The sequence below is a fragment of the Reyranella sp. genome (assembly GCF_004297405.1).
Lineage (GTDB): Bacteria > Pseudomonadota > Alphaproteobacteria > Reyranellales > Reyranellaceae > Reyranella.
Window position 1 is genome coordinate 1 of sequence record NZ_SCVC01000031.1, and the last position, 13,715, is coordinate 13,715.

General features: G+C 65.2%; 15 protein-coding genes. 2 read left to right on the top strand and 13 right to left on the bottom strand.

What is annotated here, in order from left to right:
• The 7 genes from EPO50_RS19375 to EPO50_RS19405 form a co-directional block, all read right to left on the bottom strand.
• A partial coding sequence (locus EPO50_RS19375) for a DnaA/Hda family protein (RefSeq protein ID WP_296346653.1) occupies nucleotides 1-820 on the bottom strand: 820 nt, incomplete at its 3' end.
• Between the two features lie 71 nt (nucleotides 821-891).
• On the bottom strand, nucleotides 892-1,356 hold the full coding sequence (locus EPO50_RS19380; protein WP_296346654.1) for a rhodanese-like domain-containing protein: 465 nt from the start codon (nucleotides 1,354-1,356) through the stop codon (nucleotides 892-894).
• A gap of 593 nt (nucleotides 1,357-1,949) precedes the next feature.
• A complete protein-coding gene (gene rpsT / locus EPO50_RS19385; RefSeq protein WP_296346655.1) occupies nucleotides 1,950-2,213 on the bottom strand; it encodes a 30S ribosomal protein S20 in 264 nt (87 codons plus the stop codon).
• An 87-nt stretch (nucleotides 2,214-2,300) separates the two neighbouring features.
• On the bottom strand, nucleotides 2,301-3,083 hold the full coding sequence (locus EPO50_RS19390) for an enoyl-CoA hydratase (RefSeq protein WP_296346656.1): 783 nt from the start codon (nucleotides 3,081-3,083) through the stop codon (nucleotides 2,301-2,303).
• A gap of 34 nt (nucleotides 3,084-3,117) precedes the next feature.
• A complete protein-coding gene (gene mutM / locus EPO50_RS19395) occupies nucleotides 3,118-3,957 on the bottom strand; it encodes a bifunctional DNA-formamidopyrimidine glycosylase/DNA-(apurinic or apyrimidinic site) lyase (protein ID WP_296346657.1) in 840 nt (279 codons plus the stop codon).
• The gene (locus EPO50_RS19400) at nucleotides 3,950-4,633 is read right to left on the bottom strand and encodes a YggS family pyridoxal phosphate-dependent enzyme (RefSeq protein ID WP_296346658.1); all 684 of its coding nucleotides are present in this window, start codon (nucleotides 4,631-4,633) and stop codon (nucleotides 3,950-3,952) included. Before EPO50_RS19400 ends, mutM begins: the two co-directional genes overlap by 8 nt.
• Before the next feature lie 38 nt (nucleotides 4,634-4,671).
• Nucleotides 4,672-6,027 carry a tetratricopeptide repeat protein gene (locus tag EPO50_RS19405; protein WP_296346659.1) on the bottom strand — a complete coding sequence of 452 codons (1,356 nt, stop codon included), beginning with the start codon at nucleotides 6,025-6,027 and terminating at the stop codon, nucleotides 4,672-4,674.
• A gap of 48 nt (nucleotides 6,028-6,075) precedes the next feature.
• On the opposite strand from EPO50_RS19405, the gene EPO50_RS19410 reads away from it, so the two are divergent.
• Complete coding sequence (locus EPO50_RS19410; RefSeq protein WP_296346660.1) at nucleotides 6,076-6,648, top strand: Smr/MutS family protein; 573 nt, start codon at nucleotides 6,076-6,078, stop codon at nucleotides 6,646-6,648.
• Here the strand turns inward: EPO50_RS19410 and ada are convergent.
• The 3 genes from ada to EPO50_RS19425 form a co-directional block, all read right to left on the bottom strand.
• A complete protein-coding gene (gene ada / locus EPO50_RS19415; RefSeq protein WP_296346661.1) occupies nucleotides 6,582-7,718 on the bottom strand; it encodes a bifunctional DNA-binding transcriptional regulator/O6-methylguanine-DNA methyltransferase Ada in 1,137 nt (378 codons plus the stop codon). The two genes, EPO50_RS19410 and ada, sit on opposite strands and share 67 nt — an antisense overlap.
• Nucleotides 7,719-7,791: 73 nt before the next feature.
• A complete protein-coding gene (locus tag EPO50_RS19420) occupies nucleotides 7,792-8,658 on the bottom strand; it encodes an alpha/beta hydrolase (RefSeq protein WP_296346662.1) in 867 nt (288 codons plus the stop codon).
• Nucleotides 8,659-8,828: 170 nt separating this feature from the next.
• Nucleotides 8,829-9,068, bottom strand: a complete 240-nt coding sequence (locus EPO50_RS19425) for a DUF1127 domain-containing protein (RefSeq protein ID WP_296346663.1) — start codon at nucleotides 9,066-9,068, stop codon at nucleotides 8,829-8,831.
• Between the two features lie 141 nt (nucleotides 9,069-9,209).
• Here EPO50_RS19425 and gcvA point away from each other — a divergent pair, with 141 nt between their 5' ends.
• Entirely contained in the window at nucleotides 9,210-10,133 is a 924-nt protein-coding gene (gene gcvA / locus EPO50_RS19430; RefSeq protein WP_296346664.1) for a transcriptional regulator GcvA, read from the top strand.
• 44 nt (nucleotides 10,134-10,177) lie between these two features.
• Here the strand turns inward: gcvA and EPO50_RS19435 are convergent, their stop codons facing one another.
• From EPO50_RS19435 to EPO50_RS19445, 3 genes are read right to left on the bottom strand one after another with little or no spacing between them, the layout of a single operon-like run.
• On the bottom strand, nucleotides 10,178-11,209 hold the full coding sequence (locus EPO50_RS19435) for a lysine-2,3-aminomutase-like protein (protein ID WP_296346665.1): 1,032 nt from the start codon (nucleotides 11,207-11,209) through the stop codon (nucleotides 10,178-10,180).
• A gap of 30 nt (nucleotides 11,210-11,239) precedes the next feature.
• Nucleotides 11,240-11,932: a hypothetical protein gene (locus EPO50_RS19440; protein WP_296346666.1), complete on the bottom strand. Its 693-nt coding sequence runs from the start codon at nucleotides 11,930-11,932 to the stop codon at nucleotides 11,240-11,242.
• Entirely contained in the window at nucleotides 11,929-13,578 is a 1,650-nt protein-coding gene (locus EPO50_RS19445; protein ID WP_296346667.1) for an NAD(P)/FAD-dependent oxidoreductase, read from the bottom strand. The genes EPO50_RS19440 and EPO50_RS19445 overlap by 4 nt, the downstream gene beginning before the upstream one ends.
• Nucleotides 13,579-13,715: the final 137 nt, after the last annotated feature.

Below are 13,715 nucleotides of genomic sequence, written 5' to 3' on the forward strand. Positions count from 1 at the left end.
GCGGCTTCTCCGAGGACAGGATGATCTGCTTGTTCTGCTCGACCAGCGAGTTGAACGTGAAGAAGAACTCGTCCTGGCTCGCTTCCTTGCCGCAGATGAACTGCACGTCGTCGACCATCAATACGTCAACGTTGCGGAACAGTTCCTTGAACTGGCCTGTGTTCTTTGTGCGCAGCGCCTGGATGAAGCGGTTCACGAAGCTCTCGGCCGTAAGATAGAGCACGCGCGTCTTGGGATCGCGCTCACGGATCGCGTGCCAGATCGCATGCATCAGATGCGTCTTGCCGAGTCCCACGCCACCGAAGATGTAAAGCGGGTTACGCTCCGGCAGCGGCAGGTCCTGTTCGGAGATGTTGCGCGCTGCGGCATAGGCGAACTCGTTGGGCTTGCCGACCACGAAGTTGGCAAAGGTGTAGCGCGCTTCGGGACCTTGCGTGAGTTCTTCGTTGCCACGACCGATCGCCGGACCCATCCGCGGCATCGGCGGCTGGTAGTTGTGCGAGGAGGGGACGGGCGGCACGGCGATGATGTCGCTCGGCCGACGCGGCGCCGGCGGCGGCACCAGGTTGACCTCGACGTTCATCACGTCGGTGTTCACCGACTGCCAGTAGGCGAGCACGCGGTCGCCGTAGTGGCGGCCGACCCAGTCCCGGACGAAGCGAGTCGGTGCATAGAGGCGCAGCTTGCCGGCCTTCAGTTCACCCAGTTCGACCTCGCCGAACCAGGTTTTGAACGCTTTATCGCCGATTTCCTTGCGTAGCCGGTCGCAGACGCGCACCCAATGCGCTTCGAGCTCCTTCCGGCCCGCAGCTTCTTCCATATTTGCCCCCGCCACACTGTTGTCTTCGTATACTGCGTTCTTGTTGCCTTGAATCGGCGCTTGGATTCGGTTCACGTCTGTCTCCACGGAAGTCCCGCTGCCTTCCATCCCCCTGTCACGCCGCGCTTGGCTTGCGTATCCAGGGGCCCCTCAAAGCCGTCTGCCACATTGAGACACGTACTGTAGCCGGCCGCGGTCATGGCTTTCGCCGCCGCGGCCGATCGAGCCCCACTCCTGCAAAGAAAGAGCAGCGGGGCCGACTTGTCCGCCAACGCACTCGAGAGTGCGGCGACGAATTCCGGATTGGGCTGCATGCTCGGGAAGACCTGCCATTCGACCAGCGCCGCCTTCTTGTCGAGCGTGGCGAGGTCGGGCAGGCCGACGAAGTTCCATTCGGCGCGCGTGCGCACGTCGATCAGAACCGCATCCTTATGTTCACTGAGAATCTTCCAGGCCACTGTCGGCGCTACGTCACCGGCGTAGCCGGCGGCGGAGGAGACTTCGTACGTGTCGGTGATCTTGTTGTCTTTCGACATGGCCCCCGCTCTTTGTTCGTCGAAGCGAGGCGCAGCCATGCGAGCCAGAGAATTGAAAGGCGACACACGACGCTACGAGGTGGACGATGAATGTTCAGCGAGCGTCACTTTGAAGGACGCTTCATCTTCTTCTTCTGTCGTCGAGCCTGCGAAGCGTAGTGGTTATGTCTCCCTCGTTCGTCTCTCTTGATGGAGAGGAATCCCCCCGTCTCCATCTGGCTCGCGTTGCAGCGCCCCACGCCCCTTCGCGATGGGGCGACTCTTATCCAGACTCCCTCGTGTGCGCAAACGATTCACTCGCTGAACACCGCACGCTATTCAGACTCTTCGCAAGGTGAGTCGATTGACAAGCGTTGTGATTCGATTCTCCGCAACGCTCGACACGACGCGTCGCTCAACATGTAGCGGCGATGGACGCGCGCTCTCCGATAAATCCGAATCGTATGTCGTTCGGCCAATCGACGACCAAACGTTCATCGTCGCAAAGCGGCAAAAAATTTTTCGACGAGAATCTTTCGAAGATGTTCGGAAAAAAGAAAACGCCGCTCGTGAGAGCGGCGTTCAGCATCTCTGAATTCCGAGTGCGAGAAAGATCAGGCCATCGCCTTGATGCGCGCCGAGAGACGAGACACGCGACGCGATGCGGCGTTCTTCGTGACGATGCGCTTGATGGCACCGCGCTGGATCTCCGGCTGAGCGGCGCGCAGGGCTTCCTGGGCGGCCTTCTTGTCACCCGACTTGATGGCCTCTTCGACCTTCTTGACCGAACCGCGCACGCGGCTGCGGCGGGCCGTATTCACGGCGGTGCGGCGCTCGGTCTGGCGGGCGCGCTTCTCGGCCGACTTGTGATTAGCCATTTAATCCTCTTTCCCTCGGAAGGGCGCGCTTATACGGGCCGTGGCAAGGCGGGTCAAGCGCCGGTCCAACGGGCCAAAACCGCGCAATCACCTGTGTTTCCAGGCCGGTTTCCGCTTTTCGGCGAAGGCGGCCATGCCTTCGGACCGATCATCGAAGGCAAAGGTCGCATGGAAGGTGCGACGTTCGAAGCGAACGCCCTCGGCCAGAGTGGTCTCGAAAGCACGATTGACGGCCTCTTTTGCGACCATCGTGGCCGGCAGCGACATGCCGGCGATCTTTTCGGCCGTCGCCAGAGCCTCGTCCATGAGCTGGGCGAGCGGCACGATCCGGCTCACCAGGCCGCAGCGCTCGGCTTCCGCTGCATCCATCATGCGACCTGTCAGGACGAGGTCCATGGCCTTGGATTTGCCGACGAAGCGCGGCAGGCGCTGGGTACCGCCGGCGCCCGGGATCGTGCCCAGGGTAATCTCGGGCTGGCCGAACTTGGCGTTGTCGGCGGCGATGATGAAGTCGCACATCATGGCCATCTCGCAGCCACCGCCCAGCGCATAACCCGCGACCGCGGCGACGATGGGCTTGCGCACGTGGCTCACCTTCTCCCAGCCGACGGTGATGAAGTCCTGAAGGAAAACGTCCTGATAGGACTTGTCCTTCATCTCCTTGATGTCGGCGCCGGCGGCGAAAGCCTTCTCGCTGCCGGTCAGGATCATGCAGCCGATCCCGGGATCGGCCTCGAATGCATCCAGCGCCAGGCCGAGTTCGCGCACCAGGTCAGCGCAAAGCGCATTCAACGCCTTCGGGCGGTTCAGGCGGATGATGCCGACCCGGCCCTTGGTCTCGGTCTGGATGTTCTCGTATGCAGCCGCCACTGGATGTCCTCCTCGCGTGTCGACCGCACTTAAGCTAGCGCTGGCAGCGGACGCAATAGAAGGTCGACCTCCCGGCCTGCACCAACCGCCTCACGGTATTGCCGCAGCCGCGTGTCGGACAGGCGATGCCGGCGCGGTCGTAGACATTGAAGCGGGTCTGGAAATAGCCGAGCTCGCCGCCGGGCTGGATGTGATCGCGTAGCGTCGAGCCACCGTCTTCGATCGACCGGCTGAGCACACGCTTGATTGCCGCAACCAGACGATCGGCCCGCTCACCTTGCACAGTGTGTGCGGATCGGCGTGGTGAGATGCCCGCCAGGAACAGGGCTTCGCAGGCGTAGATGTTGCCGACTCCGACCAGGGTTTTCTGATCGAGCAATGCGGCCTTGATCGGCGTCTTGCGACCGGCGAGTCGCAGGGCGAGCATCGCGCCATCGAAAGTCTCGTCCAGCGGCTCGGGACCAAGTCCTTTGAAGAGCTTGTGTTGGGGTACGGCGTCGTCGGCGACCAGCAGCATGAGGCCGAAGCGGCGGGCGTCGTTGAAACGAACCTGCCAGCCGTCGTCGATGTCGAACACAACGTGATCGTGCCGGTCGAGCGGATGGCTAGCCGCACTTGCCGCATCGTGCAGCGTCATGCGGCCCGACATGCCGAGATGGGCGATCAGGGTCTGGCCATCGTCGAGGCGAATCAGCAGGTATTTGGCACGTCGGTCGATGGCGCTAACGGTCCGGCCTTCGACCCGGGCGGCGAACTTCGAAGGCAGGGGGACCCTGAGGTCGCGGCGGCGCTGCTGCAGACGCACGATCTGACGGCCGACCAGCCGCGGCAGCAATCCTCGTCGGACGGTTTCGACCTCGGGAAGTTCAGGCATGCACGGGCAAGGGTGGCCGGGCCCCGAAGAGCGCACTGCCAACGCGGACATGCGTGGCGCCCAGCCGCACCGCCGTCTCGTAATCGGAACTCATGCCCATGCTGAGTTTGGCGAGACCGTTGCGTGCGGCCATCTTCGCCAGCAACGCGAAATGCAAAGCGGGTTCTTCATCGACGGGCGGGATGCACATCAGTCCGACGACCGGCAGCTGATGCTGGTCACGACAGGCTGCGACGAAAGCATCGAGGTCCTTGGGCAGGATTCCGGCTTTCTGCGGCTCCTCGCCGGTATTGACCTGGATGTAGCAGGCTGGCTGCCGACCCAGTCGCTCCATTTCCTTCGCCAGCGCGACGGCAAGCTTCTCGCGATCGACAGACTGTATGACATCGAACAGTGCAACGGCGTCACGCGCCTTGTTGGTCTGCAACGGGCCGATCAGGTGCAGTTCGAGATCGGGCCAGGCGGCCTTGAGCTCGGGGAACTTGCCCTGCGCTTCCTGCACGCGATTCTCGCCGAAGATACGATGGCCGACGTCAAGCAATTCGCGCACGCGGTCGGCGCCATGCGTCTTGGAGACTGCCACCAGGGTGACGTCGGCCGGGTTGCGGTTGGCGGCTTGAGCCGCTTCGGCGATGCGGCGGGACACTTCCGCCAGACGGTCAGCCCCTTCACTCATTGGCCTGCACTCATTGCTTTACACCCGTAACCCTACACTCACTGGTCGAGCCCGGCGCGCGCCAGCAGCGCCTCGTCATTGTCGGGATTGGCAGCCAACGCGGCATCCAGCGTCTCGCGCGCCTTGTCGCGATCGCCGAGGGCTGCGAGGCAGAGACCGTAGTTTACCAGTAGTCGGGCGTCGCCCGGCAGAACGCGCAGCGCGTGTTCGTGGTGCGATCGTGCCTCGGCGGCGCGACCTAGCGCGACCAGCACGCGGCCAAAGTTGGTGAGCACGAAGGGATCGTCCGGCGTGGTCTTGGCCGCGCGCTTCAATGCCCGCCGCGCCTCGTCGAACCGTTCCAGGCCCATCAGGGCCAAGCCCTCGTTGTTGAGGGCGCGGGAATCGCGCGACGAGATCTTCAGATAAGGCGCCAGCACGGCCAGCGCCTCCTCGAAGCGTTTGGCCTCGATATGGAGAATCGAAAGCTGCAGCACGGCGTGCCGATCCGACGGATTGCGGGCAATGAGCTGCTTCAGCAGCTCGATCGCCTGGTCGGCCTTGCCCGCTGCAGCTTGCGCCAGCGCCAACGTGCGGTAGCCCGGACCAAAGGTCGGATCGAGGTCCAGCGCCTTCTGGATCGGCGGGATCGCATCGCTCGGACGGCCTGCGAAATGCAGGATGTAGCCCAGCGCGTGATTGATCGTCGGGCTCGACGGCGCCAGTTCGAGGGCCCGGCCGGCTTCGGCAATGGCTTCGTCGTGATGGCCAAGGGCGGAGAGCGACAGCGCCCGGTCGCCGAGGATCTGGCCGCGGCGGGCGGCATCGTCGCCGGCATCGGCCAGTGCCATGTCCAGGACTTCGATCGCCGCGGAGGGCTGATTCAGACGATAGAGCGCATAGCCCAGCATGTTGCGCGCACGCGCCTGCAGCGGCTTCAGCGCTTCGCCCTGGTGCTCGTTGATGGCGCGGTCGACGTTGCTCACGAATTCCGACAGCTCGCGCTCGGCCGCAGCGTAGCGCTCCTGGTCCATATGGATCGAGGCCAGCGCCAAACGCGCTTCGACATGAGTCGGCGCCTGGCGGATGGTATCGCGGAAACGGCGCGCTGCTTCATCGAGGTTGCCCAGCCGGCGCGACACCAGGCCGAGATTGTAGAGCAGCATCGGCTCCCTGGGGTCCTTCGCCACGGCCTTGCGCCACAGGCCTTCCGCTTCCTGCAGGGCACCGCGCTGCGACAGGCAGACCGCAAGGTAGTGAAGGATGTCGGGCCGTTCGCCGTGACGACCCAGGGCACCCCGAAACAGCGGCTCGGCGCGATCGAACCAGCCGGCGCGCAAAAACTGCAGGCCGGTCTGCAGATCGGGGTCGGGTTGAGGTTGGGCGTTGGGCCGAGGAGGGGGAGCGATGGCCATGGCTGGCTGTGTAGACCCGCCTCACGGGCAAGGCTACACCGAAAACCCATGGTCAAAGACGCCGACCTTTTCGCCGCGGCGATGGCCGACGTGAAGCCGCTCGACAAGAAGCGGCGGACCGCGAGCCTTGTTGCGCGTGTCGTTCCGAAGCCCAAAGCCGAGGGACCAACGAAGCTCAAGGCGAGGTCTCTTCCTTCCGCATCGCTCAAGGCGGCAAAGGCGCCGGAGCTGAGCACCGACGACCGGACATTCGACCGTGATGTTTCACGCGCCCTGTCGCGACGCCGGCTGTCGCCCGAAGCCTCGCTCGATCTGCATGGCATGACGCTCGCCGCTGCCGAGCAGGCCGTCGGTCGGTTCCTAGAACGCGCCACGGCCCGCGATTTGAGGGTCGTGCTTATCGTGACGGGCAAAGGCCTGCGCAAGGAAAGCGGCCGCCTGATCGGCGGCCGCATCCGGTCGGAATTCGTGGGCTGGCTGAATCGCGCCGATAACCGAGCGTACGTGCGGGCGGTGCGCTCCGCCCACGCCCATCATGGCGGCAGCGGCGCTTTCTACCTGCTGCTGCGCCGCCGCTCCTCGGCCAAGAGCCGTTCCTTGCGCGCCACGCCCCAGCGATAGCCGGTGAGAGCGCCGCTGGCGCCGACCGCGCGGTGGCAGGGGATGACGACGGCCGCCTGGTTGGTGGCACAGGCCCGGCCGACAGCGCGGGCCGACTTGGGCTCACCGATATGGCGGGCAATCTCGCCATAGGTCCGGGTCTCACCGGCCGGGATCTCCGTCAGGGCCTTCCAGACCTTCCACTGGAAGGCCGTGCCCACGATGTCGAGCGGCACGTCGGGGGCGTCGAGCGCCGATGGCTTGCGGCCATAGAGCCGCGACAGCACGCCTTTGACGCGTGCGCTCAAGCCCTCGTCGTCGCGCTCGATCTCGGCAGCAGGGAAATCCTGCTTCAGGCTTTTCTCCAGCGCACGGTCATCGTCGCCCAGGAACACCGCGGCGATGCCCTTCTGCGTCGCCGCCACCAGGACGCGGCCGTAGTCGGAGTCGACGGTTGTGTAATCGATGTGCGCACCTGCGCCGCCCTTGGCATAGGTCGCCGGCGTCATGCCCAGCGCACGGTCGCTGCTTTCATAGACCCGGCTCGGCGAGCCGTAGCCTGCGCCATAGATTGCGTCGGCGACGCTCGAGCCGTCGCGCAGGGCGCGGCGGAAGCGTTGGCGCTTGCGGGCGATCAGCCAGTCGCGCGGATTGACGCCCAGCTCGGCCAGGAAGCGCTTGCTCAGCGCACCGCTCGACAGGCCAACTTTGCGGGCGACCTCGGCCAGCGATGGCGGGCTGTCAGCATCGCCGGCATCGAACAGTTCGCAGGCCCGCGCCACTGGCCGGCTGAGGCCGAGATCGGCCCGCCAGTCGCGCGGCTTGCAGCGCTTGCAGGCGCGGAAGCCTGCGGCCTCCGCTGCCTCCGGCGAGGCATGGAAGGCGACGTTGGCGCGCAACGGTGGTCGTGCCGCGCACGAAGGCAGGCAAAAGACCCCGGTCGTCTTCACCGAGAACCAGAACCGGCCATTGTAGGCCCGGTCGCGTCGCTGGACGGCCTGCCAGCAGGTGTCCGGGTCGGGGAGGCCCAAATCGGGCAGGATTGAAGTGGCGAGGGCCACGGCGGGGAATGAGAGTGAGTGTTGGGTCATGGCGCCATCAAAGCACCTTGACCCCAAACTGCTCTATCCGGCGTCGGCCGGCAATTCCCACCCTGGAGGGCCTTCAGGAATCCAGGAAAGGCACGATGATCGGCAGCAGAAGGTCGGTGCGGTAGAGGATGTTGAAATGGGTCGCCCCCGGCAGGATGGCAAGCTGTGAGGCCGGCAGGCCCGCCATGCCGCCGTCCGGCCGGGCGCCGCCCAGCAGCCGGAACAGCTCGATCATGGATTCCGGCCGAAACAGGTCGGCATCGCCGGCGATCAGCAGGGTCGGCGCCTTGATCGACTGGACCTTGGCGTCGGGCCAGTCGGTCGAGGACAGCATCAGTTGCTTCATCTTCTCGACGAAGACCGGCCAGCGCTTCGGGTCAGGCGCGGTCTCGAGATAGGCCTTCTCCATCGGCGTGCCGGTGAAGCCCTGTACCGTCATGCCCGGCCACATGGCCCGGATTGAGGGATAGTAGGCGTCCATTTTGTGATGCGAAGAGATGACCACCAGCTTGGCGACGAGCTGCGGCTGGTCCGCAGCAATGCGCAGGGCAACGCCGCCACCCATGCTGAAGCCCAGGATATCGGCTTTCTCGATACCGAGCTGCTTCAGGAGAGCCGTCACGTCGGCCGCCATCTGGTCGAGGCTGAGCGGGCGGTCGAGGTCGGCAGTACGGCCGTGGCCTTCGAGGTCGACCGCGATGACCTGCCGGTTCTTGGCCAGCGCTGGCAGGATCGGCCCCATGGCCTCGATCGTCATGAAGCCGCCGTGCAGGACCAGCAGCGGCCGGTTCTTGGCCTGGGGTTGGGCCTGCCCGTGGAGCTGATAGTAGAGCTTGAGGCTCCTGATATCGGCGTACTTGCCATTACCGGTCTTGCTTTGGGCAAGCGTAATCGCTGGCGCGAGCAGGGCAGCGGCCAGGAAGAGGACGTGTTTCAGCATGTCGGCACTCCGGGATTGCGATCGAATGTCCCTAGGACGTACGAGCGATCCGAAAGCCGACAGGCTTGTCCGATTTTTTGAAGGGACCCGGCCACGCAAGGATCACCGGAGGAAAGGGAGACTCCCTCCGACGATCAATGGCGTGTTTCCAGGGGCCCTAGAGGGCGCGCTTAGCTCCAGTAGCCCTTGCTGGCTTCGAAGCGTGCGGTGGCCCGGTCAATGCCGATATCCCGCAAGAGCCTCTCGTCCAACTGGGAGAGCTGGCGTCGCGAACGGGCGAGCTCGGTTCGAGTCATGGCTTTCTCGATCCCGACCGCGACCACACCCGCCAGCAGCGACACGGCGCGGCCGACAGAGAAGGAAGGGGCTTCCGCACGAGCAAATGCCCGCACGCTGGACAGGGTCGACATGACTTAGCTCCGTTTGAGGCGCCGATTGCCGGAAGTGGCGGTTCCGCCTCGTTTGCAGGCTGTATTTGCGGTATGCTGGGCTCCATTACAAAGGATCAAACCTCGGGGGAGGGATAGAATTTCTATGAACGGGTGCCTTAAATGAGCCGTTCTCAATTGCCTCTGAACGCGCTCCGGGCCTTCGAGGCCGCCGCCCGCCACGCAAGCTTCACCCACGCCGCCGAAGAGCTTCACGTTACCCAGGCCGCCGTCAGCCATCAGGTGAAGGCGCTCGAGGAAAGGCTCGGCGTCGCGCTGTTCGTGCGCCGCCCGCGTGGGTTGGAAATCACCAGTGAAGGCGAGGCGCTGCTGCCAGACTTGCGCGATGCTTTCGATCGCATGACCAACGCGTTGGAGCGGGTCGGTCGCAAGGCCAATTCGGGCACCCTGAACGTCAGTCTGGTCACGACCTTTGCGCTCGGGTGGCTGGTGCCGCGGCTGCATCGCTTCCAGGCCAAGCACCCCGAGATCGAAGTGCGCATGACGACGAGTCAGAAGCGCGTCGACTTCGCACGCGAGGATGTCGACTGCGCCATCCGCTTCACGGTGCAACCGGAGCCCGATATACATGCCACACGGCTTTTCAGCGATGTGCTGACGCCGCTTTGCGGCAAGCGCTATCGCGACAAGCTGAAGTCGCTCGATGATCTGAAGCGCGTGCCGTTCATCGACATGACCTACGATCCCGAGTGGCCGATCTGGTTGCGCGCCGTTGGTATGGGCGACTTCAAGCCCAAGCGCGTGCTCACGTTCGACTCGACGATGATCGCCGTCGAAGCGGCGATGGAAGGCGCGGGCGTGGCGGTTGGTCCACCACAGCTCTTTCGCGAAGAACTGGCGGAAGGCCGGTTGTTCCAGCCGTTCGACCAGATCGTCGACAGCGGCAAGGCGTGGTGGTTCGTCTGCCCGCCGGCGTCGGTCAACCGTCCGAAGACCAAGGCGTTCGAGGAATGGCTGGTCGAGGAGCTGGCCGCACCCCAGGCCCGAACCGGCCGGCCGGCGCTCGCAGCAGCCGGTCGTCGCTAAGAGGGTACCGAGAAAAACTAGGGCTCGACGCCTCGCTCGGGGCGTCAGCGCGGTGGGTAGGGATGACTACCGCCGAATGCATCCTGGACGGTGAGCGCGTCCGGATCGTCGCCCAGATAGGCCGGTCCCACCGGGACTTTGCCGTGACCACCCGGCACATCGAGCACGTAGGTGGGTTGCGCCAGGCCGGAGAGCCGTCCACGCAATGTCTTCATCAGCGCCTGACCCTCCGCGATTGAAACGCGGAAATGGCCAGTGCCGCGCACCAGATCGGGATGATGGAGGTAGTAGGGCTTCACGCGCGCGGCGACGAGCGCGCGCATGAGCTGCTCTAAGGTTTCGACATCGTCGTTCACGCCCTTCAGCAGCACCGTCTGAGACATCAGCGGCAGGCCTGCGCTGGCGAGCCGCGTGAGGGCGGTGCGTGCGTCGACCGTAAGCTCGCGTGCGTGGTTGCAGTGCACACCCAGCCAGACGCCGGCGCGACGCGGCCGAAGGGCGGCAACCAGCTCGTCGGTGATCCGGCCGGGATCGGCCAGGGGTACACGGCTATGGATGCGGATCACCGCGACATGCGACACGGCGTCGAGCGCTGCGAGCAGTTCACCGAGACGACGCGGCGCCAGCATCAGCGGATCGCCGCCGGTCAGGATCACTTCCCAGATTTCCGGCCGGGCCCGGATATAGGCGAGGGCGGCGTCGAGTTCGTCGGCCGACAGCGCCTCGCCGCCCGGCCCCACCTTCTCGCGCCGGAAGCAGAAGCGGCAATAGACCGGGCAGACATGCAGCGGCTTTAGCAGCACGCGGTCGGGGTAACGATGGACGATGCCCTTTACCGGTGAGCGGAACTCGTCGCCGATCGGATCGGCCAGTTCCTCGGGTGAAACCTCGGTTTCGGCCACGCTCGGCACGAACTGGCGGGCGATGGGATCATGTGCGAGGTCGGCGCGATCGATCAGGGCGGCCATTTCTGCCGTGACGGCGATCGCCATGGATTGCGCAGCCGCCTCCAGCCGCGGGTCGGGCGACAAGAGCCCTTCGCGTTCCAGAGCCTCCAGGGAGCGCAGTGTCGGCATGGCGGCGGGTGAGATAGGCGTCGTGCCGCCTCAAGTCCAGCGGGCGGTATCCCGCCGGTCGACGGCCGTCAAAAGGGTCGCGGTCGACACCACGGTCCAGTCGCAGAGGTCGTAGCGGCGGCTGAGCTTCTCCCGAACCTGCGCCTCCGCTGCACCTTCAGGCAGCTTGGAGCGCTCCCACATGGCGAGGTTGGGCCGTCGGGTCAGCAGCAGGCTGCGCACGCCACCGAACCGGCCGGCGCCGCTAGCCTCGTCGTCACCATTGCCCGTGCGATCGCCCGAAGCCTGCCAGAGCCCGACGACCTGCGAATCGTAGGCGTCCTCGAAGCCCGGCCAGGCTGCCGCGCAGAGGTCGAGGAACTCCGGCCAATGCGGCTCGGGCGTCGCGAACCAGCGGAAGGCATAGTTGCCCTGGCGTGTCGGTGGTGTCGTATCGGTGGGCCGGAGCGTCGGTACCATCGCTTCGCTGCGGACCCTGCGGACATCGGGATCCCGCGCGAGCAACGCCTGTTCGGCCACCGCAGCCGTGATCGTCTTCGGCCAGACACTGATCGCCTGCAATTCATCGCGCGGCCGGCCGATCTGGCTGCGCCAGATGCCGTAGAGTGAGCCGCCCGCCTCGGCGAGCCGCTGGGCGCCCCCGCCCGCCAACCGATCGGCCAGCGCCTGCCAGTGACGGGGCGCCGCGTCGATGCGGTGATGGACGAAGGTCGTGACCGTCACGCGACGGTGGCTTCGTGCCGCGAGAGCGAGAAGCCCGGATAGCCGCCGGCCGAGACTTCGTCGCAACGCTTCTTGTAGCGGTCGAAGCCGCCGACATAGGGCATGAAGACACGCGGCTTGCCCGGAATGTTGGCGCCCACGTACCAGGAGTTGGCCAGCGGATAGAGCGTCGAGTCGGCCACGGCATTGACGTGGTTCACCCACTCGCTCTCGGCGTCGGCGTTGGGCGCGATGCGATCGAGCTGGTGCTTGTGCAGGTGGTCGATGGCATCGGCGATCCAGTCGACGTGCTGTTCGATGGACGCGATCATTTGCGTCTTCACGCCGGGGCTGCCGGGCCCGGTGACCACGAACATGTTGGGAAAGCCCGAAACCATCAGGCCGAGATAAGTGAGCGGTCCGCCGGCCCAATGATCGGCCAGCACCGCGCCGTCCGTCGTGCGCACGTCGATCTCGCGCAACGCGCCGGTCATGGCGTCGAAGCCCGTGGCAAAGACGATGGCGTCGAGCTCGACCTCCGTGCCGTTGGTGCGTACGCCCTTCGCGGTGATCTCCTGGATCGGATCGCTGCGCACATCGACCAGGGTGACGTTGTCGCGATTGTAGGTCTCGTAATAGTTCGTATCGAGGCAGAGCCGCTTGGTGCCGATCGGATGATCCTTGGGCGCCAGGAGTTCGGCGGTCGTGGGGTCCTCCACCATGGTGCGGATCTTGTTGCGCACGAACTCCGATGCGGTGTCGTTGGACTCCTTGTTCACCAGGAGATCGGTATAGGCATAGAGGTAGCTGATGCTGCCGCCTTCCTGCCACTTGGACTCATAGGCCTTGTTGCGCTCCTCGACCGGAACGTCGAGCGCCGACTTGGTGGGCTTGGCATGGCCGGCGATGGCGAAGGGCGTCTCCGCGGCCGCAGCGCGACGTGCCGGATACTCGGCCTTGTGACGGCGTTCGCGCTCAGGCTCCATCGGCCCGTTGCGCGCCGGGAGGCTGAAATTGGCGGTGCGTTGGAAGACGTGCAGGTGCTTCGCCTGGCTGGCGATGATCGGGATCATCTGCACACCGGACGAGCCTGTGCCGATCACGCCGACCCTGAGCCCGCTGAAGTCGACGCCTTCGTGCGGCCACAGGCCCGAATGGTACCACTTGCCCTTGAAGTTCTTCAGGCCCTTGAAGTCGGGCACGCGCGGCGTCGAGAGGTTGCCCGCCGCCATCACGCAATAGCGTACCCGGATCTCCTCACCGTCTGTCGTGCGCAACGTCCACTCGTTGGCCTTGTCGTCGAACACCGCCGACTTGATGCGCGTGTTGAGCTGGACGTCGCGGCGCAGGTCGAAGCGGTCGGCGACATGGTTGATGTACTTCAGGATCTCGGGCTGGGTGCCGTAGCGCTCCGGCCACTTCCATTCCTGCTGCAGCTCGTTGGAGAAACTGTAGGAGTATTCGAGGCTCTCCACGTCGCAGCGCGCGCCGGGGTAACGGTTCCAGAACCAGGTCCCGCCGATCCCCGAGCCCGCTTCGTAGGCCCGGACCTTGAGGCCGAGGCCGCGCAGGCGATGGATGGCGTAGAGACCGGCCAGGCCGCCGCCGACGATGGCGACGTCAAGCTGCCGGGCGGGGTGGGCAGGGCTGCGGGAGGCATCAGGCATGGTGGCATCCACGAGTTGAATTTTTGCTGTGCGAGCGGTGCTTGACCGGCTTCGCAAGAAGCGTCGACCGGACCGTTCGATTTGGCAAGCCGCCACGGCCAGAGTGCGAAACGGCTGTCCTCATCGGTGACTTGGCA